This is a genomic window from Micromonospora sp. NPDC051141 (genome assembly GCF_044455765.1).
In the GTDB taxonomy this organism is placed as follows: domain Bacteria; phylum Actinomycetota; class Actinomycetes; order Mycobacteriales; family Micromonosporaceae; genus Micromonospora.
The window spans coordinates 121,228-142,379 of the sequence record NZ_JBITFD010000001.1 but is presented as its reverse complement, the minus strand read 5'-3'; the positions used below and the strand labels follow the sequence as shown (position 1 = coordinate 142,379).

Annotated in this window: 18 protein-coding genes and 3 tRNA genes; all 21 read left to right on the top strand. The window is 70.4% G+C overall.

Annotated elements, in window-relative coordinates:
* Window positions 1-215 precede the first annotated feature (215 nt).
* The 21 genes from ACIA6B_RS00735 (at window position 216) to rpsG (ending at window position 21,078) form a co-directional block, all read left to right on the top strand.
* Window positions 216-2,744 (top strand): putative bifunctional diguanylate cyclase/phosphodiesterase, encoded by a 2,529-nt coding sequence (locus ACIA6B_RS00735; RefSeq protein ID WP_396769576.1) that lies wholly within the window; start codon window positions 216-218, stop codon window positions 2,742-2,744.
* A gap of 95 nt (window positions 2,745-2,839) precedes the next feature.
* Window positions 2,840-2,912: transfer RNA gene (locus tag ACIA6B_RS00730), tRNA-Thr, on the top strand.
* 25 nt (window positions 2,913-2,937) lie between these two features.
* A tRNA-Met gene (locus tag ACIA6B_RS00725) sits at window positions 2,938-3,010 on the top strand.
* Window positions 3,011-3,142: 132 nt separating this feature from the next.
* Window positions 3,143-3,310 carry a 50S ribosomal protein L33 gene (gene rpmG / locus ACIA6B_RS00720; RefSeq protein ID WP_013288652.1) on the top strand — a complete coding sequence of 56 codons (168 nt, stop codon included), beginning with the start codon at window positions 3,143-3,145 and terminating at the stop codon, window positions 3,308-3,310.
* 123 nt (window positions 3,311-3,433) lie between these two features.
* On the top strand, window positions 3,434-3,883 hold the full coding sequence (locus tag ACIA6B_RS00715; RefSeq protein ID WP_396769574.1) for a MaoC family dehydratase N-terminal domain-containing protein: 450 nt from the start codon (window positions 3,434-3,436) through the stop codon (window positions 3,881-3,883).
* Between the two features lie 2 nt (window positions 3,884-3,885).
* A complete protein-coding gene (locus ACIA6B_RS00710; protein ID WP_107157428.1) occupies window positions 3,886-4,278 on the top strand; it encodes a MaoC family dehydratase in 393 nt (130 codons plus the stop codon).
* 127 nt (window positions 4,279-4,405) lie between these two features.
* Window positions 4,406-4,478: transfer RNA gene (locus ACIA6B_RS00705), tRNA-Trp, on the top strand.
* A gap of 215 nt (window positions 4,479-4,693) precedes the next feature.
* Window positions 4,694-5,098, top strand: coding sequence for a preprotein translocase subunit SecE (secE, locus tag ACIA6B_RS00700; protein WP_107157494.1), 405 nt, complete (start codon window positions 4,694-4,696; stop codon window positions 5,096-5,098).
* Between the two features lie 35 nt (window positions 5,099-5,133).
* The gene (gene nusG, locus ACIA6B_RS00695; RefSeq protein WP_089155269.1) at window positions 5,134-5,856 is read left to right on the top strand and encodes a transcription termination/antitermination protein NusG; all 723 of its coding nucleotides are present in this window, start codon (window positions 5,134-5,136) and stop codon (window positions 5,854-5,856) included.
* 186 nt (window positions 5,857-6,042) lie between these two features.
* Complete coding sequence (rplK, locus tag ACIA6B_RS00690) at window positions 6,043-6,474, top strand: 50S ribosomal protein L11 (RefSeq protein WP_107157429.1); 432 nt, start codon at window positions 6,043-6,045, stop codon at window positions 6,472-6,474.
* An 85-nt stretch (window positions 6,475-6,559) separates the two neighbouring features.
* A complete protein-coding gene (gene rplA / locus ACIA6B_RS00685) occupies window positions 6,560-7,276 on the top strand; it encodes a 50S ribosomal protein L1 (protein ID WP_396769571.1) in 717 nt (238 codons plus the stop codon).
* 80 nt (window positions 7,277-7,356) lie between these two features.
* Window positions 7,357-8,289, top strand: a complete 933-nt coding sequence (locus ACIA6B_RS00680; protein ID WP_396769569.1) for an ATP-binding cassette domain-containing protein — start codon at window positions 7,357-7,359, stop codon at window positions 8,287-8,289.
* Window positions 8,286-8,978: a hypothetical protein gene (locus tag ACIA6B_RS00675; protein ID WP_396769567.1), complete on the top strand. Its 693-nt coding sequence runs from the start codon at window positions 8,286-8,288 to the stop codon at window positions 8,976-8,978. Before ACIA6B_RS00680 ends, ACIA6B_RS00675 begins: the two co-directional genes overlap by 4 nt.
* 314 nt (window positions 8,979-9,292) lie before the next feature.
* A complete protein-coding gene (gene rplJ / locus ACIA6B_RS00670; RefSeq protein WP_396769565.1) occupies window positions 9,293-9,841 on the top strand; it encodes a 50S ribosomal protein L10 in 549 nt (182 codons plus the stop codon).
* A 53-nt stretch (window positions 9,842-9,894) separates the two neighbouring features.
* Window positions 9,895-10,284, top strand: a complete 390-nt coding sequence (rplL, locus tag ACIA6B_RS00665; RefSeq protein WP_089155263.1) for a 50S ribosomal protein L7/L12 — start codon at window positions 9,895-9,897, stop codon at window positions 10,282-10,284.
* 575 nt (window positions 10,285-10,859) lie between these two features.
* Window positions 10,860-14,291, top strand: coding sequence for a DNA-directed RNA polymerase subunit beta (locus tag ACIA6B_RS00660; RefSeq protein WP_396769563.1), 3,432 nt, complete (start codon window positions 10,860-10,862; stop codon window positions 14,289-14,291).
* 80 nt (window positions 14,292-14,371) lie between these two features.
* Complete coding sequence (locus ACIA6B_RS00655; RefSeq protein WP_281938119.1) at window positions 14,372-18,259, top strand: DNA-directed RNA polymerase subunit beta'; 3,888 nt, start codon at window positions 14,372-14,374, stop codon at window positions 18,257-18,259.
* A 92-nt stretch (window positions 18,260-18,351) separates the two neighbouring features.
* Window positions 18,352-18,720 carry a hypothetical protein gene (locus ACIA6B_RS00650; protein ID WP_396769561.1) on the top strand — a complete coding sequence of 123 codons (369 nt, stop codon included), beginning with the start codon at window positions 18,352-18,354 and terminating at the stop codon, window positions 18,718-18,720.
* A gap of 651 nt (window positions 18,721-19,371) precedes the next feature.
* Window positions 19,372-19,743, top strand: coding sequence for a hypothetical protein (locus ACIA6B_RS00645; protein ID WP_396770201.1), 372 nt, complete (start codon window positions 19,372-19,374; stop codon window positions 19,741-19,743).
* 488 nt (window positions 19,744-20,231) lie between these two features.
* Window positions 20,232-20,606, top strand: a complete 375-nt coding sequence (rpsL, locus tag ACIA6B_RS00640; RefSeq protein ID WP_007465318.1) for a 30S ribosomal protein S12 — start codon at window positions 20,232-20,234, stop codon at window positions 20,604-20,606.
* Between the two features lies 1 nt (window position 20,607).
* Window positions 20,608-21,078 (top strand): 30S ribosomal protein S7, encoded by a 471-nt coding sequence (gene rpsG, locus ACIA6B_RS00635; RefSeq protein WP_077938296.1) that lies wholly within the window; start codon window positions 20,608-20,610, stop codon window positions 21,076-21,078.
* Window positions 21,079-21,152: the final 74 nt, after the last annotated feature.

Here is a 21,152-nt window from a genome sequence, read left to right as displayed (position 1 = left end):
CCCCGACAGGAGAGCGAACATGTCTGGTCGAAGACTGGGCCGGCTGCTTGGCTCAATGCTGGTTTTTGCCGCTGTCATGAGTGGCGTCCTGGTCGGCGCAGGGCCGGAGCTCGGCGATATGCAGACCGCGGATGTCATCTGGAACATGCCTGCGACTCGCTGACGTTCACCGTCCCCTCCGAGCCAGGCGAACGTCGATCGACGGAAGGGGCGGCATGTCCGCACAGCCCGTCAAGGGCTCGCGGTCCAATGATCACGCTTGGCTGATCACCGGGCCGCTCGTCCTTTTCGCTGTCGTCTGTGCGACGGTGACCGGTCTGATCAGCGACCATCCGTTCGGCGGCTGGCCGCTGGCGGTGGTGCTGCTGGTGGCGATGGTCGCCGCCGGGCTTCCGGTGCTCAACTTCACCGTACGACGCCAGTCGCTCGGTGTGACGATCACCGAGATCCCGCTGGTGCTCGCGTTCTATCTGACCCGTCCGCTGACGGTGGTCGCGATCTGCACCGGGGCCGCGATCCTCACCCATCTCTGGCACCGGATGGGCGCGACGAAGCTCTGGTTCAACGTCGCCCGCGCGGCGGCCGGCTCCTCGCTCGCCGTGCTGGTGTTGCAGGTGCTGCCCCCGGTCGAGGGCGTGGGCCCGCGCACCTGGCTGACGCTGTTCACCGCCGCCATCATGGTCAACCTGGTCAGCATCACGTCGGTGGCCGGCGTCTACACGCTGGTCCAGGGCTGGCAGACCGGCCGCGACGCGTTCCGCAAGTCGCCCTCCGCGCTGTTCTCCGCCGGCATCAACATCGTCGCCGGTCTGATCGTCCTGATCCTGATCACCTCCAACTGGTGGTCGTTGGTCCTGCTGTCCGCGCTGATCTCCGCGCTGGCGCTGGTCTACCGCGCGTACGCGCAGTTCTTCCGGCAGCACCGGACGCTCTCCGACATGTACGAGCTGAGCCGCGCGGTCAGCGGCAGCGGCCAGGACGGCACGCTCGCCGACGCCCTGCTGGGCCGCGTCCGGGCGATGCTCCAGGCGGAGTACGCGACGCTCTGGCTGCCCGCGCAGCGCCGCCACCCGGAGGTGCTGCTGACCTCCCGGATCGCCGACCCGGGGCTGCTGGACGTGGCGCCCACGCCCGCCGCCCTGCGCGAGCAGGTCCGCCGGGACGGGCAGACGCTGGTGCTCACCCGCGGCGCCAGCGCCGACGGCAAACTGCGGACCGCGCTCACCGAGCAGCGGGTCAAGGACGTCATCGTGGTGCCGCTGCGCTCCGGGCAGGCGGTCGTCGGCACCCTTGAGGTGGCCAACCGGCTCGGCGCCAGCAACTCGTTCAGCCGCACCGACGTGCCGCTGCTGGAGACCGTCGCCGCGCACGCCGCGGTCGCGTTGGAGAACTCCCGCCTGGTCGACCGGCTGCGGCACGACGCCGAGCACGACACGTTGACCAAGCTGCCGAACCGGCGGCGGCTCATCGCGGCGGTGGGGGAGGCGGTCAAGATCCGCGCCCCCGGCGAGGTGGTGGCGCTGCTGCTCTTCGACGTCGACCGGCTGCGCCAGGTCAACGAGTCGTTGGGTCACGCGGCCGGCGACAAGGTGCTGGTCGAGGTGGCCGAGCGGCTGCGGGCCTGCGCGCCCTCCTCGGCGCTGGTGGGTCGCGCCGGCGGGGACGAGTTCCTGGTGACGCTCCGGCTGGAGGGCGTCGAGGCCGCGCTGGACCTGGCGACCCAGCTCCGGGAGCAGATCCGGGACGAGATGGTCTTCGACGCGCTCACCCTGGACGTGGACACCGCCGTCGGCGTGGCCGTCCACCCCGACCACGGTGGGGACGCGGTGGCCTTGCTCCAACGCGTCGACCTGGCGGCCAACGCGGCGAAGTCGGTGCCGGGCAGCGTGCAGCTCTACAGTCCGGCGCTGGAGTCGCGGTCGCTGCGCCGGCTCGGTCTCGCCGGCGACCTGAAGCGGGCGCTGGAGGATGGCGAGCTGGAGGTCTACTTCCAGCCCAAGGTCACGCTGCGGGACCGCCGCCTGGTGGGCGTGGAGTGCCTGGCGCGTTGGGAGCACCCGGCGCACGGCACGGTCTCGCCGGACGACTTCGTGGCGGTGGCCGAGCACACCGGCCAGCTCGGCCGGCTCACCGAGTTCGTGCTGCGGGAGAGCCTGCGGCGCAGCCGCGACTGGAGCCACGGCGAGCAGCCGCTCTGCGTCTCGGTCAACCTGGCCGCCCGGACGGTGAACGACCCGCGCTTCCCGGGGTTGGTGCGGGACCTGCTGACGGAGTACGGCGTACCGCCGCAGCGGCTCACGCTGGAGATCACCGAGGCGGGCGTGCTGGACGGCACCGAACGGCCGGTGCCGATCCTGCGCTGTCTGCGCGACATCGGGGTCCGACTCTCGGTGGACGACTTCGGCACCGGCAACTCGTCACTGGCCCAACTGCGCCGACTGCCGGTGCACGAGGTGAAGGTGGACCGGTCGTTCGTGCAGGGCATGGCGACCGATCCGGGCGATCTGGCCATCGTCAACGCGGTGGTGACGCTCTCCCAGCAGTTCGGCCTGACGGTGGTGGCCGAGGGGGTGGAGAGCGAGCTGACCCTTGAGCTGCTCCAGGACATCGGCTGCGAGATCGGCCAGGGCTTCCTCTTCAGCCGGCCGCTGCCGTACGAGCGACTGGAGGCGTGGTTCGGCGCCCAGGTCGACCCCGAGACGGTCGCCGCGGGAGAGCTGCCGCGGCTGCGGGTGGTGCCCTGAGCAGGGGTGGCACCTGTCGGGGGGATCCGATTTCACCTCCGCGACGCGGTCGTGTACTGTTTCCTCTGCGCGACACCCGAAGGGTGATCGAGCAGGCCCCCTTAGCTCAGTCGGCAGAGCGTCTCCATGGTAAGGAGAAGGTCTACGGTTCGATTCCGTAAGGGGGCTCAAAGGGTCCGGCTGGACCCGCCACGGCGGTGTAGCTCAGATGGCAGAGCAAGCGGCTCATAATCGCTGTGTCGCCGGTTCAAGTCCGGCCACCGCTACTCTCGTCCCCCGGGTCCGCCCGGTGGTCGGTGGGATGGGCGCCACAGGGCGCCCACTTTGCATGTCCGCGTGGTCAGCGCGTAGGCTGACACGCCGTAGTTGATATCCGTGAGCGAGGAAGGCACTCCGCCGTGGCGAAGGCGACCGATGTCCGGCCGAAGATCACTTTGGCGTGTGTGGAGTGCAAGGAGCGCAACTACATCACGCGCAAGAACCGCCGTAACGACCCGGACCGCATCGAGCTGAAGAAGTTCTGCCCCCGGGACGGCAAGCACACCGTCCACCGCGAGACCCGCTGACGCCCGGCCGGCGTCGCCGGCCCCGCAGCAGCATCCCGTACGCCGATTCGCACCGGTCGACGGCCTGAGAAGGCCGCTCGACCGCGCGGGTCGGCGTTCGTGTGTTCCGTGTAGGTTCGCGGCATGTCCCTGGACCCGTCCTTCGTCGGCCGGACCTATCCGCCGACCGCCCCCTACCTGGTGGGCCGAGAAAAGATCCGCGAGTTCGCCACCGCCATCGGCATGACCGACCCGGCGCACCACGACCCGGAGGCGGCCCGGACGCTCGGCCACCCCGACGTGGTCGCGCCGCCGACCTTCCCGGTGATCATCACCATGGCGGCCAACCAGCAGATCGTCGATGACCCGGCGCTGGGCGTCGACTACAGCCGGGTGGTCCACGGCGACCAGCGCTTCGCGTACACCCGGCCGGTGGTGGCCGGTGACGAGCTGGTGTGCGTCAGCGTCATCGAGGACGTCAGCAGCCGGGGCGGGCACGGGTTCCTGACCATCCGCACCGACGTGGGCACCGTGGCCGGTGAGCCGGTGGTCGCGGTCTGGTCCAAGATCGTCGTACGTCGGGAGGACGCGTGAGCATGGAACTGCCCGTCCAGACGTTCCGGGTGACCCGGGCGGACCTGGTCCGCTACGCCGGCGCCTCGGGGGACTTCAACCCGATCCACTGGAGCGACCGGACCGCCACCGGGGTGGGCCTGCCCGGGGTCATCGCCCACGGCATGTTCACCATGGCCCTGGTCGGTCGCGCGGTCGCCGGCTGGGCCGGCGCGCCGGACGCGGTGGTCGATTTCGGTGTCCGCTTCACCCGGCCGGTGGTCGTGCCGGACACCGACGAGGGCACCGAGATCGAGGTCGCCGCCGTGGTCAAGGAGGTCACCGAGGCGGGCCTGACCAGGCTCGACATCACCGCCACCTGTCGGGGCGAGAAGGTGCTGTCGCAGGCCCGGGCACTGATCCGTACTCCTCGCTGAGGGGCCACCCGACGCGCGAGGGGCAGACCGGTTGGGAAAGTCGCACGACTACCCGTACACTGGTCCGCCGTGGGGCAAGTGACCCCCGCTCGGCACAACGTGTCCGGGTGGAGGTGAGTTGTCGCACAGGGGTGTAGCTCAATTGGCAGAGCAGCGGTCTCCAAAACCGCAGGCTGCAGGTTCAAGTCCTGTCACCCCTGCGCCTCAGGCCTGACCGTTCCCGTGGGTCGTGCCGCCGTTCGCGGCGGCGTCCGGCCCGTGGTGGTGGCACCGGTGGGGTGGTTCCGAGGCGTTCGGGGCCCTCCCGTCCGGTCCGCCGGCCGCGGCCCGTCGCGGGACGGTTGGTCCGGCCGGCGTGACCAACACGCCGCGCACGCCGCCCGGCGTGCGACCCCATACCCGCACGGAGGGCGAAGTGGCCGAGAAGAAGCGGCGCGGCGAGGACGACGGCGACGAGCGTCTGAACGACGACGCGACCGTCGACGGCGTGGCCGACGACGACGTGGCCGACGATGCCGCCGACGCGGACGAGCCGGTCTCCCGGGGCGGCACCGCCACCCGCAAGCGGGCCCAGGCCGAGCCGGCCGAGGGCCGGAAGACCCGCAAGGACACCGAGCGGATCGGGCTGTTCGCCCGCATCGCGCGGTTCTTCCGCGAGGTCGTGGCCGAGCTGCGTAAGGTCATCTGGCCGACCCGCAAGGAGCTGCTGACCTACACCGCCGTGGTGGTCACCTTCGTGGCGGTGATGCTGGCGATCGTGGCCGGCCTGGACTACGGCTTCGCCAAGGCGGTGCTGTGGGTCTTCGGCAACCCCAGCTGACCTGCGCACAGTAATACTGACGGAAGTGAGCGAGCGTGCCTGAGTACGACGAGACCGCCGAGACCCCGGACGAGCAGTCCGCGGTGGCGACGGCGGCCAACAACGAGTCGGTCGAGGCCGCCAGCGAGCCGGAGTTCCCGACCACCGAGCCGGCCCCGGACGAGGATTTCGACCCGGTCGCCGAGCTGCGCCAGAAGCTGCGCTACGCGCCCGGTGACTGGTACGTGGTGCACTCGTACGCCGGCTACGAGAACAAGGTCAAGACCAACCTCGAGACCCGGATCACGTCCCTCGACATGGAGGACTACATCTACCAGGTCGAGGTGCCGACCCGGGAAGAGGTCGAGGTCAAGAACGGCAAGCGGTCGCAGATCCAGGCGAAGGTCTTCCCGGGCTACATCCTGGTTCGGATGGAGCTGACCGCGGAGTCCTACTCCTGCGTCCGGAACACCCCGGGGGTCACCGGCTTCGTCGGCGCCACCGACCGGGCCGACCGCCCGGCGCCGCTGAGCCTCGACGAGGTGCTCAAGTGGCTCGCCCCGGCGGTCGAGACCGAGCAGAAGAAGGCCAAGCCCGAGATCAAGGTCCTCGACTTCGAGGTCGGCGACTCGGTCACCGTCACCGACGGCGCGTTCGCGTCGCTGCCGGCGACGATCAGCGAGATCAACGCCGACCAGCAGAAGCTCAAGGTGCTGGTGTCGATCTTCGGTCGGGAGACCCCGGTCGAGCTGAACTTCAACCAGGTCGCCAAGATCTGACGGACGTCCGCACCGGCGGTCGGCCTTCCCGGGCCGGCCGCCGGTGTGCTGTTCCACCGCTCGCCGACCTCGGCGGCGAACCCGGTAGCGGGTTGCGCTACCCTTGAACGTCGGCCGTCCGCACCGCGCTGACCGTGCGCGCCCGCGGGCGGCGGAGAATCCCAGTTTCAAGCCCCAGGAAGAGACATGCCTCCGAAGAAGAAGCTCGTCAAGACGTTCACGCTTCAGCTGCCGGCGGGCCAGGCCACCCCGGCGCCGCCGGTCGGCCCCGCGCTCGGCCAGCACGGCGTGAACATCATGGAGTTCTGCAAGTCCTACAACGCGCAGACCGAGTCCCAGCGTGGCGACGTCGTCCCCGCCGAGATCAGCGTCTACGAGGACCGCACCTTCACCTTCGTGCTGAAGACCCCGCCCGCCGCCCGGCTGCTGATCAAGGCCGCCGGCGTGCAGAAGGGCTCGGGCGTCCCGCACAAGGAGAAGGTCGGCTCGGTCACCCGCGCCCAGCTGCGCGAGATCGCCGAGAAGAAGATGGCGGACCTCAACGCCAACGACATCGAGCAGGCCGAGAAGATCATCGCCGGCACCGCCCGGTCGATGGGCCTGACCGTCGCCGACTGATCTCGTCGTACCCGCTCCACCCGATCCGTTCGTGGGAGGGCCGCGAGTCCCGCGCGCCCGCCAGAGACCACAGGAGTCACCAGAAATGCAGCGCAGCAAGAGCTACCGCAAGGCCGCCGAGGTCATCGACCGGTCGAAGCTGTACGCCCCCGCCGAGGCCGTGAAGCTGGCCAAGGAGAACACCAACGTCAAGTTCGACGCCACGGTCGAGGTCGCGATGCGCCTCGGCGTCGACCCCCGCAAGGCGGACCAGATGGTCCGCGGCACGGTCAACCTGCCGCACGGCACCGGTAAGACCGCCCGCGTGATCGTCTTCGCCGCCGGCGCGAAGGCCGAGGAGGCCGCCGCCGCGGGTGCGGACCAGGTGGGCACCGACGAGCTGGTCGCCCGCATCCAGGGCGGTTGGCTGGACTTCGACGCGGCGATCGCCACGCCGGACCAGATGGCCAAGATCGGCCGGATCGCGCGGATCCTGGGCCCGCGCGGTCTCATGCCGAACCCGAAGACCGGCACCGTGACCATGGACGTCACCAAGGCGGTCGCGGACATCAAGGGCGGTAAGATCACCTTCCGGGTGGACAAGCACTCGAACCTGCACCTGATCATCGGCAAGGCCTCCTTCTCGGAGAACCAGCTGATCGACAACTACGCCGCGGTGCTGGACGAGGTCCTCCGGGCCAAGCCGTCCGCGGCCAAGGGCACGTACCTCAAGAAGGTCACGCTGACCACCACCATGGGCCCGGGCGTCCCGGTCGACCCGAAGCTGATCAAGAACCTTCAGGAGGGCTCGGCCGAGGCCTGAGCACGCACCTCCCGGACGGGGCCCCGCCACCACCACGTGGCGGGGCCCCGTCCGTCTGTCCGCTGTGGCAGGCTCGGCGCATGCGGCTCGACGGCGTCTGGCTCCGGTACCACCGACACGGCCCCTGGGTGCTGCGACAGGTCGACGCGACGATCGGGCCGGGCGAGGTCGCGGTCGTGCTCGGCCGCAACGGCGCGGGCAAGTCCACGCTGCTCCAGCTCGCCGCCGGGGTGCTGCGGCCGAGCCGCGGCCGGATGGTCGACCGGCCGCCGACCGTCGGCTGGGTGCCGGAACGCTTCCCCGCCGACCAGCCCTTCACCGTCGGGGACTACCTGGCCGCCATGGGCCGCGTCGCCGGCCTGCCCGGCCCCGCCGCCGACCGGGCGGTGCGCCGCTGGGTGGAGCGGCTGGGCCTGACCCGCTTCTCCGACGTGCGCCTGCCGCAGCTCTCCAAGGGCACCGCGCAGAAGGTCGGCCTGGCCCAGGCGTTGCTGCGCCCGCCCGGCCTGCTGGTGCTCGACGAGCCCTGGGAGGGGCTCGACGCCGCCGCCCGCGAGCTGGTCCCCGAGATGATCGGTGAGGTGCTGGCCGGCGGCGGCGCGGTGCTGGTCAGCGACCACCGGGGCGAGACGGTCCGGCTGCCCGGCGCCCGCCGCTGGTCGGTCACCGACGGCACGCTGACCGAGGAGGCGGCGTCCGGGGGCTCGGCCGTCGCGGTGGTCGAGCTGGCGGTGCCGGCTGCGGGGCTCGCCGCCGCCGTCGCCCGCCTGCGCGCCGACGGCCACCAGATCCTTCGGGTACGCGAACCCGCCGTCCCGCCCGCCGCCGGGTCACCGGCACCGTCGCCCGAGGTCGGTGGTGGGTCACCGGCCCCTCCCGCCGCCTCGGCGGTCGAGGCCGTTGGCGGGTCACCGGATGTCCCCGGCCCGCCGGGCGTCGAGCCCGGGGCCGGGTCCGGGACGCCGCAGGCCGGTGCCGGCCGTTCCGGCGTGACGTCGGAGGTGACCCGGTGATCGCCCTGGTCCGGCTGCGGCTGGCCGGCTTCGTGCGTACCGGACGGGCGCTCGCGCCGGTGCTGACCGGCCTGCTCGCCCTGGGCATCCTCTACGGCGGCGGTGGCGCGGGCCGGCCGGCGGAGGTCTACGGGGTCTCCGCGGTGGTGATCTTCCCGGTGCTCGCCTGGCAGACCAAGATCCTGCTGGACGTCGAACCCGACGTGCAGCGCCGGTTGGCCCGGGTCGTGGTCGGGCCGGCCCGGGAACGGGCGGCCGGGCTGCTCGCGGCGCTCGTGGCCGGGCTCGCCGTGGTGCTGGTCGCGCTGGCGATGCCGTGGCCGCTCGGCGCGGTGTCGCTGGCCGGCGGGCCGGCGGGCCGACCGGCGCTCGTCGGGGTGGCGCTCGGCGTCTGGGCGCACCTGCTCGCGCTGCCGGCGGCGGTGGCGCTCGGCGCGCTGGCCAGCCGGCCGATCACCCGCAGCGCCGGTTACGGGGCGGCCGTGCTGGCGGTCGGCGTGGTCGGGGTGGTGGTGTGCGGGTTGTCCGACTCGGTGGTGCCGTGGCTGGTTCCGCCGGTGATGGCGACCGCGCGGGCGGTCACCGCGCCGGTGTCGCCCGGCGCGGGGGTGCTGCTCACCGGCTGGGCGGCGCTGTGGGTGGCGGTGGCGCTGGCCGGCTACGCCTGGGGGCGGCGCACCCGGGCCTGACCGCCGGGTGACCCGGAGCACTCCGGGGCGATTTGGCGCTCTGCCGCACGTCGCGTAACCTGGACCGGTAGTTCCACCCAAAGACCGCTGGTCACCGTGCCCCGGCACGGTCGAAGGTCCCGCGACGACGGGCGACCCGCGCAGGGCGGCAAGCGAAACTCGGTGTCAGGCACGGTCCGCCGACTGTGTTCCATGATCCCGGCCCTCGCCCCGTGCGCCCCGCGCCGGGGCTTTTTCGTTGTCGTGGTGCCTCCGCCGCCGTCGCGACGTCCCGTCGCCGGCGTGCCAGCTCCGAGTAACGAGAGAGGAGGGACATGGCGGACAAGCCGATCCGGGCCGACAAGGCCACGGCCGTCGCCGAGCTGACCGAGAGCTTCCGCACCTCGGGAGCCACCGTGCTCACCGAGTACCGCGGGCTCACGGTCTCGCAGCTCACCCAGCTGCGGCGCGCGCTCGGCAAGGAGACCAGCTACACGGTCGCGAAGAACACGCTGGCCAAGCGTGCCGCGACCGATGCGGGCATCTCCGGCCTCGACGAGCTGTTCACCGGTCCTACCGCGCTGACTTTCGTTTCGGGCGACGTCGTCGAGGCGGCGAAGGGGCTTCGCGACTTCGCGAAGGCCAACCCGAAGCTCGTCATCAAGGGCGGTGTCTTCGAGGGCAAGGCCATTTCCGCGGCCGAGGTCACGAAGCTCGCCGACCTGGAGTCCCGCGAGGTGCTGCTGGCCAAGCTGGCCGGTGCCATGAAGGGCAACCTGAGCAAGGCCGCGGCCCTGTTCCAGGCGCCGCTCTCCAAGGCCGCCCGCGCGGCGGCCGCCCTGGCGGACAAGAAGCGCGAGCAGGAGGGCGCCGAGGCGGCCTGAGGCCGCACGGCGCACCACATTCTTAGTTTTCACTTGTAGAAAGGACGCCAGACATGGCGAAGCTCAGCACCGACGAGCTGCTCGACGCGTTCAAGGAGATGACGCTGATCGAGCTCTCCGAGTTCGTGAAGCAGTTCGAGGAGACCTTCGAGGTCACCGCCGCCGCTCCGGTCGCGGTTGCCGCTGCCGGTGGCGCCGGTGGCGCTGCCGCCGCCCCGGCCGAGGAGGAGAAGGACGAGTTCGACGTCATCCTCGACGCCGACGGTGGCAAGAAGATCCAGGTCATCAAGGTCGTGCGTGAGCTGACCGGCCTGGGCCTCAAGGAGGCCAAGGACCTGGTCGAGGCCGCTCCGAAGGCCGTCCTGGAGAAGGCCAACAAGGAGACCGCCGAGAAGGCCAAGGCCAAGCTCGAGGGCGAGGGCGCCAAGGTCACCCTCAAGTGACACTGGTCTGACCTGACACGCGTCCGGCTCACGTGAGCCGGGGCACACCGTGTCGCAGCGGGCGGTGATCCGGGATACCGGGTCACCGCCCGCTGTCGTGGTGTCACCCGCTGGAAGCGCCGTGAGCAGGGCGTACAGGTTCCTCGTACCGGCCTCTCAGCGATGTGGAGCCGGTAGCCCGTCGGTGGGAAAGACACTCTGAGCGGTAACCGGCCCTTGACGCGGCACCGGCCGGCAGGCACGCTGGCATCAGCAAGACCTTCCGCGCTTGCAACGGCCGCCACTCGGGTAAGGGCAACGGCAGCACCAACGCCGCGGCTCTCGAGCGGACCGGCAGGAGCGTCGCGTTCCGAGCGGCCCGGGTGGACCCGGTTTTTCGAGGTCCCAGGGCTTGTTCCGCGACGACCTGCGGGGTGGGCTGGACAGCGGTTAGCCTCTCGGCTACACTGCTAGTTTGCGCTGCCTTCCGACTTGACCCCTGCTCGGAAATGTCCGATTGCGGATATTTCTGGTGGGGTCATTGGAGTGCACGCGTACCAGCCGTTCTGCAGCACCGGTCCTCGGAAGGACGCATCTTGGCAGCTTCCCGCCCTGCGAAGACCAGTCGTACGTCGAGCGCTTTCGCACCCCGCCGAGTTTCATTCGGCCGGATCACCGAACACCTCGAGGTCCCCAACCTCCTCGCCATTCAGAACGAGTCCTTCGACTGGCTCGTCGGCAACGAGGCTTGGCAGGGCCGGTCGGCGGACGACCCGCACGCACGCTCGGGTCTCGCGGAGATCCTCGACGAGATCAGTCCCATTGAGGACTTCTCCGGCACCATGTCGCTCTCCTTCTCCGCTCCGCGCTTCGACGAGGTCAAGGCCTCGATCGAGGAGTGCAAGGAGAAGGACCTGACCTACTGCGCGCCACTGTTCGTGACCGCGGAGTTCACCAACAACACCACCGGCGAGATCAAGAGCCAGACGGTGTTCATGGGTGACTTCCCGATGATGACGCCGAAGGGCACCTTCATCATCAACGGCACCGAGCGCGTCGTGGTCAGCCAGCTCGTCCGCTCGCCGGGCGTCTACTTCGACAAGCAGCCGGACAAGACCTCCGACCGCGACCTCTCCAGCGTCAAGGTCATCCCGAGCCGGGGTGCCTGGCTGGAGTTCGACATCGACAAGCGCGACACGGTCGGCGTCCGCATCGACCGTAAGCGTCGGCAGGCCGTCACCGTCCTGCTCAAGGCCATCGGGTGGTCCGCGGAGCGCATCCGCGAGAAGTTCGGCTGGTCCGAGCTGATGATGACCACGCTCGAGAAGGACCACATCGCCGGCCAGGACGAGGCGCTGCTCGACATCTACCGGAAGCTCCGCCCTGGCGAGCCGCCGACCCGTGAGAACGCCCAGACCCTGCTCGACAACCTCTTCTTCAACCCGAAGCGGTACGACGTCGCCAAGGTCGGGCGCTACAAGTTCAACAAGAAGCTCGAAGTCGACGTGCCGATGAACACCGGCACGCTGACCGAGGACGACATCGTCGCCACCGTGGAGTACCTCTGCCGGCTGCACGCCGGTGAGGAGGGCTACGAGGCCGACGACATCGACCACTTCGGCAACCGTCGCCTGCGTACCGTGGGCGAGCTGATCCAGAACCAGGTCCGGGTGGGTCTCTCCCGGATGGAGCGGGTCGTCCGCGAGCGGATGACCACCCAGGACGTCGAGGCGATCACGCCGCAGACCCTGATCAACATCCGCCCGGTGGTGGCGGCGATCAAGGAGTTCTTCGGCACGTCGCAGCTGTCCCAGTTCATGGACCAGACCAACCCGCTGGCGGGTCTGACCCACCGGCGCCGGCTGAGCGCGCTCGGCCCGGGTGGTCTGTCCCGGGAGCGGGCCGGCTTCGAGGTCCGGGACGTGCACCCGTCCCACTACGGCCGGATGTGCCCGATCGAGACGCCGGAAGGCCCGAACATCGGCCTGATCGGCGCGCTCTCCACGTTCGCCCGGGTCAACCCGTTCGGCTTCATCGAGACGCCGTACCGGAAGGTCATCGACGGTCGGGTCACCGACCAGATCGACTACCTGACCGCGGACGAGGAGGACCGGTTCGTCAAGGCGCAGGCCAACGCCCCGCTGCGGGCGGACGGCACGTTCGCCGAGGACCGCGTCCTGGTCCGCCGTAAGGGCGGCGAGACCGAGGACGTCGCGCCCGGCGCCGTCGACTACATGGACGTGTCGCCGCGGCAGATGACCTCGGTCGCCACCGCGATGATCCCGTTCCTGGAGCACGACGACGCCAACCGCGCGCTCATGGGCGCGAACATGCAGCGTCAGGCGGTGCCACTGGTCAAGGCCGAGGCCCCGCTGGTCGGCACCGGCATGGAGTACCGCGCGGCCGTGGACGCCGGTGACGTGGTCGTCGCCGAGGTCGGCGGTGTGGTCGAGGACCTGTGCGCGGACTACATCACCGTGCACCAGGACGACGGCCACCGCCGGACGTACCTGCTGCACAAGTTCCGCCGCTCCAACGCCGGCTCCTGCGTCAACCAGAAGCCGGTCGTCTTCGAGGGCGACCGCGTCGAGGCCGGTCAGGTCATCGCCGACGGTCCGTGCACCGACGAGGGCGAGATGGCGCTCGGGCGCAACCTGCTCGTGGCGTTCATGTGCTGGGAGGGTCACAACTACGAGGACGCGATCATCCTGTCGCAGCGCCTCGTGCAGCAGGACGTGCTCACCTCGATCCACATCGAGGAGCACGAGGTCGACGCCCGGGACACCAAGCTCGGCCCGGAGGAGATCACCCGCGACATCCCGAACGTCAGCGAGGAGATGCTCGCCGACCTCGACGAGCGCGGCATCATCCGGATCGGCGCCGAGGTCGTCCCCGGCGACATCCTGGTCGGCAAGGTCACGCCGAAGGGCGAGACCGAGCTGACCCCGGAGGAGCGGCTGCTCCGCGCGATCTTCGGTGAGAAGGCGCGCGAGGTCCGGGACACCTCGCTGAAGGTGCCGCACGGCGAGACCGGCACGGTCATCGGTGTGCGTACCTTCTCCCGCGAGGACGGCGACGAGCTGCCCCCGGGCGTGAACGAGCTGGTGCGGGTCTACGTGGCCCAGAAGCGCAAGATCCAGGACGGTGACAAGCTCGCGGGCCGCCACGGCAACAAGGGCGTCATCTCCAAGATCCTGCCGGTCGAGGACATGCCGTTCCTGGAGGACGGCACCCCGGTCGACATCGTGCTGAACCCGCTCGGTGTGCCGTCCCGGATGAACATCGGCCAGGTCCTGGAGACCCACCTCGGGTGGGTGGCCAAGACCGGCTGGAGTGTGGACGGCGACGACGCGGAGTGGAAGCGCCAGCTCAAGTCGATCAACGCGCACGAGTCCGAGCCGGACACCAACGTGGCCACCCCGGTCTTCGACGGTGCCCGCGAGGAGGAGATCTCCGGCCTGCTGGCGTCGACCCTGCCCAACCGGGACGGCAAGCAGCTCATCGGGCACACCGGCAAGGCGCAGCTGTTCGACGGTCGTTCCGGCGAGCCGCTGCCCGACCCGATCGCGGTCGGCTACGTCTACATCCTGAAGCTCAACCACCTGGTCGACGACAAGATCCACGCCCGGTCGACCGGCCCGTACTCGATGATCACGCAGCAGCCGCTGGGTGGTAAGGCGCAGTTCGGTGGCCAGCGCTTCGGTGAGATGGAGTGCTGGGCCATGCAGGCGTACGGCGCCGCCTACGCCCTGCAGGAGCTGCTGACCATCAAGTCCGACGACGTCCTCGGCCGGGTCAAGGTCTACGAGGCGATCGTCAAGGGCGAGAACATCCCCGAGCCGGGCATCCCGGAGTCGTTCAAGGTGCTGCTCAAGGAGCTGCAGTCGCTGTGCCTCAACGTCGAGGTGCTCTCCAGCGACGGTGTGGCCCTGGAGATGCGCGAGACCGACGACGAGGTGTTCCGGGCCGCGGAGGAGCTGGGCATCGACCTGTCCCGGCGCGAGCCGAGCTCGGTCGAAGAGGTCTGAGGCGGTGATTCGGGGGCCGGCTCGCCGGCCCCCGATCCCGCCCGTTAGCTAGCAGTACAGACGACGACATAGGGGACACAGTGCTCGACGTCAACTTCTTCGACGAGCTGCGCATCGGTCTCGCCACCGCCGACGACATCCGTCAGTGGTCCCACGGCGAGGTCAAGAAGCCCGAGACCATCAACTACCGCACCCTCAAGCCGGAGAAGGACGGGCTCTTCTGCGAGAAGATCTTCGGTCCGCAGCGGGACTGGGAGTGCTACTGCGGTAAGTACAAGCGGGTCCGCTTCAAGGGCATCATCTGCGAGCGCTGCGGCGTCGAGGTGACCCGCTCCAAGGTTCGCCGGGAGCGGATGGGTCACATCGAGCTGGCCGCTCCGGTGACCCACATCTGGTACTTCAAGGGCGTGCCGAGCCGGCTGGGCTACCTGCTGGACCTCGCCCCGAAGGACCTCGAAAAGATCATCTACTTCGCCTCGTACGTCGTGACGAGCGTGGACGCCGAGTCGCGTCACCGTGACCTCTCGACCATCGAGAACGAGATCCTGGCCGAGAAGCGGCAGTCGGAGAACAGCCGCGACTCGGAGATCGAGAAGCGGGCCGCCAAGCTGGAGGCCGACCTGGCCGAGCTGGAGGCCGAGGGCGCGAAGGCGGACGTCCGGCGCAAGGTCAAGGAGGGCGGAGAGCGCGAGATGCGCCAGATCCGCGACCGGGCCCAGCGCGAGATCGACCGCCTCGACGAGGTCCTCGACACCTTCCGCAAGCTGGAGCCGAAGCAGCTCGTCACCGACGAGCTGCTCTACCGCGAGCTGCGCGACCGCTTCGGTGAGTACTTCACCGGCAGCATGGGCGCCGAGGCCATCAAGGCGCTGGTCCAGAACATGGACCTCACCGCCGAGGCGGAGAACCTGCGCGAGACCATCCGCTCCGGCAAGGGTCAGCGGAAGATCCGGGCGCTCAAGCGGCTGAAGGTCGTCGCGGCGTTCCAGAACACCCGCAACTCCCCGCTCGGCATGGTGCTGGACTGCGTCCCGGTCATCCCGCCGGACCTGCGCCCGATGGTGCAGCTCGACGGTGGCCGTTTCGCGACCTCCGACCTGAACGACCTCTACCGCCGGGTGATCAACCGGAACAACCGCCTCAAGCGACTGATCGACCTCGGCGCGCCCGAGATCATCGTCAACAACGAGAAGCGGATGCTCCAGGAGGCCGTCGACGCGCTGTTCGACAACGGTCGTCGTGGTCGCCCGGTCACCGGCCCGGGTAACCGGCCGCTGAAGTCGCTCTCCGACATGCTCAAGGGCAAGCAGGGCCGGTTCCGTCAGAACCTGCTGGGCAAGCGCGTCGACTACTCCGGCCGTTCGGTCATCGTGGTCGGCCCGAAGCTCAAGCTGCACCAGTGCGGCCTGCCCAAGCAGATGGCGCTGGAGCTGTTCAAGCCGTTCGTGATGAAGCGGCTGGTCGACCTCAACCACGCGCAGAACATCAAGTCCGCCAAGCGGATGGTCGAGCGGCAGCGGCCGGTCGTGTGGGACGTGCTGGAAGAGGTCATCGGCGAGCACCCGGTGCTGCTGAACCGCGCGCCGACCCTGCACCGCCTGGGCATCCAGGCCTTCGAGCCGCAGCTGGTCGAGGGCAAGGCCATCCAGATCCACCCGCTGGTCTGCACCGCGTTCAACGCCGACTTCGACGGTGACCAGATGGCGGTCCACGTGCCGCTGTCCGCCGAGGCCCAGGCCGAGGCGCGGATCCTGATGCTGTCGTCGAACAACATCCTCAAGCCGGCCGACGGCAAGCCCGTCACCATGCCCACCCAGGACATGGTGATCGGCCTCTACCACCTCACCCACCTCACCCCGGGTGGCACGGGCGAGGGCCGGGCGTTCAGCTCGGACGCCGAGGCGCGGATGGCGTACGACAACGGCGAGCTGCACCTGCAGACCCCGGTCAAGATCCGACTGCACGACGTGGTCGGCGTCGACAACGGCGCCGGCGCCGAGCCGTGGACCGCGCCCGAGGGCTGGGTCGAGGGCGAGCCGGTGACGGTGGAGACCACGCTGGGCCGGGTCCTGTTCAACGAGACGCTGCCCCCGGGCTACCGCTTCGTGAACTACGAGATCCGCAAGGGCCAGCTCTCCGCGATCGTCAACGACCTCGCCGAGCGCTTCCCGAAGGTGGCCCTGGCGGCCACCCTGGACGGGCTCAAGGAGGCCGGTTTCCACTGGGCCACCTGGTCCGGCGTCACCATCGGCATGGAGGACGTCATCGCTCCGCCGCGCAAGCGGGAGATCCTGGAGCGGTACGAGAAGGAAGCCGACCGGATCGACAAGCAGTACCAGCGTGGTCTGATGACCGCCGAGGAGCGCCGCGGCGAGCTGATCGAGATCTGGACCAAGGCGACCAACGAGGTCGCCAAGGAGATGGACACCGCGCTGCCGCAGGAGAACCCGCTGTGGAAGATGATCAACTCGGGTGCCCGCGGTAACCTGCTCCAGCTCCGGCAGATCGCGGCGATCCGTGGTCTGGTGGCCAACCCGAAGGGTGAGATCATCCCGCGGCCGATCAAGGCCTCGTACCGGGAGGGTCTGTCCGTGCTGGAGTACTTCATCTCCACGCACGGCGCCCGTAAGGGTCTCGCGGACACCGCCCTGCGTACCGCCGACTCGGGTTACCTGACCCGGCGTCTGGTGGACGTCTCGCAGGACGTCATCATCCGCGAGGAGGACTGCGGCACCGACCGGGCCATCCCGATGCAGATCGGCGAGCGGGTCGACGGCAAGCTGGTCGTGCACGAGCACGCCGAGACCAGCGTGCACGCCCGGACGCTGGCCGACGACATCAAGGGGCCGGACGGCACCGTGGTGGCCCACCGCGGCCAGGACATCAACTCCATCGGCGTCGACGCGATCGTCGCCGCCGGCGTGGAGACGGTGCGGGTGCGCAGCGTGCTCACCTGCGAGTCGAAGCTGGGCGTCTGCGGTGCGTGCTACGGCCGCTCGCTGCCGACCGGCAAGACCGTGGACGTCGGCGAGGCGGTCGGCATCATCGCCGCCCAGTCGATCGGTGAGCCGGGTACGCAGCTGACGATGCGTACCTTCCACACCGGTGGTGTCGCGGGTGAGGACATCACCCAGGGTCTGCCCCGTGTCCAGGAGATCTTCGAGGCCCGGGTGCCGAAGGGTAAGGCGCCCATCGCCGACACCCCCGGCCGCATCCGGATCGAGGACGGCGAGCGGTCCCGCAAGATCGTGGTCATCCCGGACGACGGCAGCGACGAGATCGTCTACGACAAGATCTCGAAGCGGGTCCGGCTCCGGGCGCACGACGGCGACCACGTCGAGGTCGGCGAGAAGCTCACCGAGGGCACCATCGACCCGCACGAGCTGCTGCGCATCCTCGGCCCGCGCGCGGTCCAGGTCCACCTGACCCAGGAGGTCCAGGAGGTCTACCGCTCGCAGGGTGTGCTCATCCACGACAAGCACATCGAGATCATCATCCGCCAGATGCTCAAGCGGGTGACGGTCATCGACTCCGGCTCGACCGAGTTCCTGCCGGGCGTGCTTGTCGACCGGGCGCTGTTCGAGTCGGAGAACCGCCGGCTCGTCGGCGAGGGTGGCGAGCCCGCCGCCGGTCGCCCGGTGCTGATGGGTATCACCAAGGCCTCGCTGGCCACGGATTCCTGGCTGTCGGCGGCCTCCTTCCAGGAGACCACCCGGGTGCTGACGGACGCGGCGATCCACGCCCGCAGCGACTCGCTGATCGGCCTCAAGGAGAACGTGATCATCGGTAAGCTCATCCCGGCCGGTACCGGCATCAGCAAGTACCGCAACGTCCGGGTCGAGCCGACCGAGGAGGCGAAGGCCAAGGTCTACTCGATGACCGGCTACCCGGAGACCGACTACGGCTTCGGGCCGGCCAGCGGCCAGGCGGTGCCGCTGGACGACTTCGACTTCGGGTCGTACCGCTAACCCGCACGGACGACGAGGCCCCCGGCACCCGCCGGGGGCCTCGTCGCGTTCCGGGGCCCGGTCGCGCCCGGAGCGGAGGCATGATGGAGGGCATGACGACCGTGCCCGGGCAGGCGCCCCACGTGCCGCAGGCGCACCGCCATCCGCAGGACCCGGATCCGGTCCGCTCCACGAAGGCCCGCGCGGTGTTCGCCCTCGGCCTGATCGGCGCGCTGACCGGCTTCTTCGTCGGCGGGGTCGTGCCGTCGACAATCGCGCTCACGCTGGCCCGGCAGGCCCGCCGCGAGGCGTACGCGTCGGGCGGTTACCTGACCGGCGCCGACTGGCTGCGCCGCGGTGAACGGCTGGCCCGGATCGGTCTGCTGCTGACCGCCGTGGCGGTGGTGGCCGCGGTGGTGATCGGGGTGGTCCGGCACGCCGACGCGTCGTTCGGGCACGACTTCGCCCCGAACTTCGACTGACCGGGCGGGGGAGCGGTCCGCGCCGGCCCACCCGGCGGTGACCCGCGGCGGTAGCCTGGCCGGTGTCCGCCGCGTGGCGGGTGAGTCAGGTGACAGGAGGACCCCGTGACGGAACCGGCCGCGCCGGGAGGCGACCCGATCCGCCCCGGATCCGAGCCGGACCCCGCCGCGTCGCCGGGCCCCGACCCGGTCAGCCCGTGGGCCGCGCCGTCCGACCCCCCGCCGTCGAACCCACCGTCGCGCCCGGGCCCGCCGCCGCACTCCGCGCCGCCGTCGAACCCGTCCGCCCCGCCGTTCTCCTCGGCCCGGACGCCGGAACCGGCCCCGCTGCACTCCGCGCCGCCCGGTCCCTGGCCGCCGGCCGGACCGTATCCGCCGGGCGGGCACGGCCCGACGTCCGCGCCGGCCCACCATCCGGGGCCGCCCGGGCCGGGGGCGGCACACCAGCCCGGTCCGTTCGGGTCGGCGTACCCGCCCGGACCGGCCGGGCCCGGGTCGGCGTACCCGCCGGGACAGCACGGGTACGGCGCCCCGGGAGCGGCGTTCGGGGCGTACCCGGGGAACGAGCCCGGCCACGGCGGCGGGTGGGGGGCGCCGGCGCTCCCGCCGCCCCCGCGCGAGGCGCCCCGGCCGCCGAAGCGGGTCGACGCGGTGCCGGGCACCCCGTTCGGGGTGGTGCACCTCGACGTGCCGCCGGTCACCTCCGGGCTGGCGATCGGCTCGCTGATCACCGGCGTCGCCTCGATCCTGGTGTCGCTGCTGGTCCTCTGCTTCGGCATCGCCGGGCCGGACTACGGCGGCGCGTGGGCGGCCGGCGCGTTCACGGTGCTCGGCGCGCTGGCCGGGATCGGGGCGATCGTGGCCTGGCTGCTCGCCCGCCGGCAGATCCGGCGGCCGGCGCCACCGCCGGCGGTCCGGTTCACCGGTGGCGGCCTGGCCGTGGCGGGGCTGAGCTGCGGCGCGGTGGGGCTGCTGCTGAGCGTGGTCGGGCTCGGGATCGCCCTGGTGGTGCAGATCACGTGACCGCTGGCGCGTCGCTGACCGGTTGAGGGATGTATGTCCGGGTCTTCGGCGCCCGTCCGGTGTCGGGGACGCCCGGCCGTGCGCCGGACGAGCCGGTACACTTGTGGTCGTAGGTGCCTGTCGGGGGCGCACCGGTGATCCGGAACCGACCGTTCGGGGCTGCGACGCAGTCCTCCCGAGTCGATCCGTTTTGACCGGCGCGGCTGTGGTAGGTACTCTTTCCCCTTGCGCCCGGGCTCGCCCGGGCAATGCGTGCGTGCGCTGGAGCCGCTCAGTCGGTGATCGTGTGGTCGCACCACCAAAGACCAAATTCCGGTACGACGCGTCAGCGGCCGGCACCGGGACCGTGACTCGGGCGACACGCCCGACCGCGGGTGCTGGGGCCGCCTCAGGTGACCCCGGCTGGAATGTAGGAGAGCCGTCCATCAGGCCGGCTAGAGCAGACGGCGCGGTCGCCTCGCAGCGGCCGAAGGGAGCGGAGAAACCCGGTGCCCACCATTCAGCAGCTGGTCCGAAAGGGCCGACAGGCCAAGACGACCAAGACCAAGACCCCCGCGCTCAAGGGGTCTCCCCAGCGGCGCGGTGTGTGCACCCGCGTGTACACCACCACCCCGAAGAAGCCGAACTCGGCGCTGCGCAAGGTCGCTCGTGTCAAGCTCAGCAGCCAGATCGAAGTGACCGCCTACATCCCGGGCGTCGGCCACAACCTCCAGGAGCACTCGATCGTGCTCGTGCGTGGCGGCCGTGTGAAGGACCTCCCCGGCGTGCGGTACAAGATCGTTCGCGGCTCGCTGGACACCCAGGGTGTCCGCAACCGCAAGCAGGCTCGCAGCCGCTACGGCGCAAAGAAGGAGAAGAGCTGACATGCCGCGTAAGGGACCCGCTCCGCGGAAGCCGCTGGTCGCTGACCCGGTGTACAACTCGCCGCTGGTCACCCAGCTGGTGAACAAGATCCTGCTGCGCGGCAAGCGTCAGCTCGCCGAGCGCATCGTGTACGCCGCCCTGGAGGGCTGCCGCGAGAAGTCCGGCACCGACCCCGTCGTCACGCTCAAGCGGGCGATGGACAACGTGAAGCCGACCCTCGAGGTGCGCAGCCGCCGCGTCGGTGGCGCCACCTACCAGGTTCCGGTCGAGGTCCGGCCGGCCCGCGCGACCACGCTCGGTCTGCGCTGGCTGGTGACCTACTCCCGGGCCCGGCGTGAGAAGACCATGATCGAGCGGCTGATGAACGAGCTGCTCGACGCGAGCAACGGCCTCGGCGCCGCCGTCAAGCGGCGTGAGGACACGCACAAGATGGCCGAGTCCAACAAGGCCTTCGCGCACTACCGCTGGTAACACCTGTGGTTCCGGCGCCCGGGTGGGCGCCGGAACCAACCACCAGTTGTGTCGAGACGACGATAAGTAGGGAT

What these genes read in the sequence shown, in the direction of transcription:
- ACIA6B_RS00735 (WP_396769576.1), top strand. Translation starts at nt 216, where the DNA reads ATGTCCGCACAGCCCGTCAAGGGCTCGCGGTCCAATGATCACGCTTGG.
- ACIA6B_RS00715 (WP_396769574.1), top strand. Translation starts at nt 3,434, where the DNA reads ATGTCCCTGGACCCGTCCTTCGTCGGCCGGACCTATCCGCCGACCGCC.
- ACIA6B_RS00710 (WP_107157428.1), top strand. Translation starts at nt 3,886, where the DNA reads ATGGAACTGCCCGTCCAGACGTTCCGGGTGACCCGGGCGGACCTGGTC.
- rplK (WP_107157429.1), top strand. Translation starts at nt 6,043, where the DNA reads ATGCCTCCGAAGAAGAAGCTCGTCAAGACGTTCACGCTTCAGCTGCCG.
- rplA (WP_396769571.1), top strand. Translation starts at nt 6,560, where the DNA reads ATGCAGCGCAGCAAGAGCTACCGCAAGGCCGCCGAGGTCATCGACCGG.
- ACIA6B_RS00680 (WP_396769569.1), top strand. Translation starts at nt 7,357, where the DNA reads ATGCGGCTCGACGGCGTCTGGCTCCGGTACCACCGACACGGCCCCTGG.
- rplJ (WP_396769565.1), top strand. Translation starts at nt 9,293, where the DNA reads ATGGCGGACAAGCCGATCCGGGCCGACAAGGCCACGGCCGTCGCCGAG.
- rplL (WP_089155263.1), top strand. Translation starts at nt 9,895, where the DNA reads ATGGCGAAGCTCAGCACCGACGAGCTGCTCGACGCGTTCAAGGAGATG.
- ACIA6B_RS00650 (WP_396769561.1), top strand. Translation starts at nt 18,352, where the DNA reads ATGACGACCGTGCCCGGGCAGGCGCCCCACGTGCCGCAGGCGCACCGC.
- rpsG (WP_077938296.1), top strand. Translation starts at nt 20,608, where the DNA reads ATGCCGCGTAAGGGACCCGCTCCGCGGAAGCCGCTGGTCGCTGACCCG.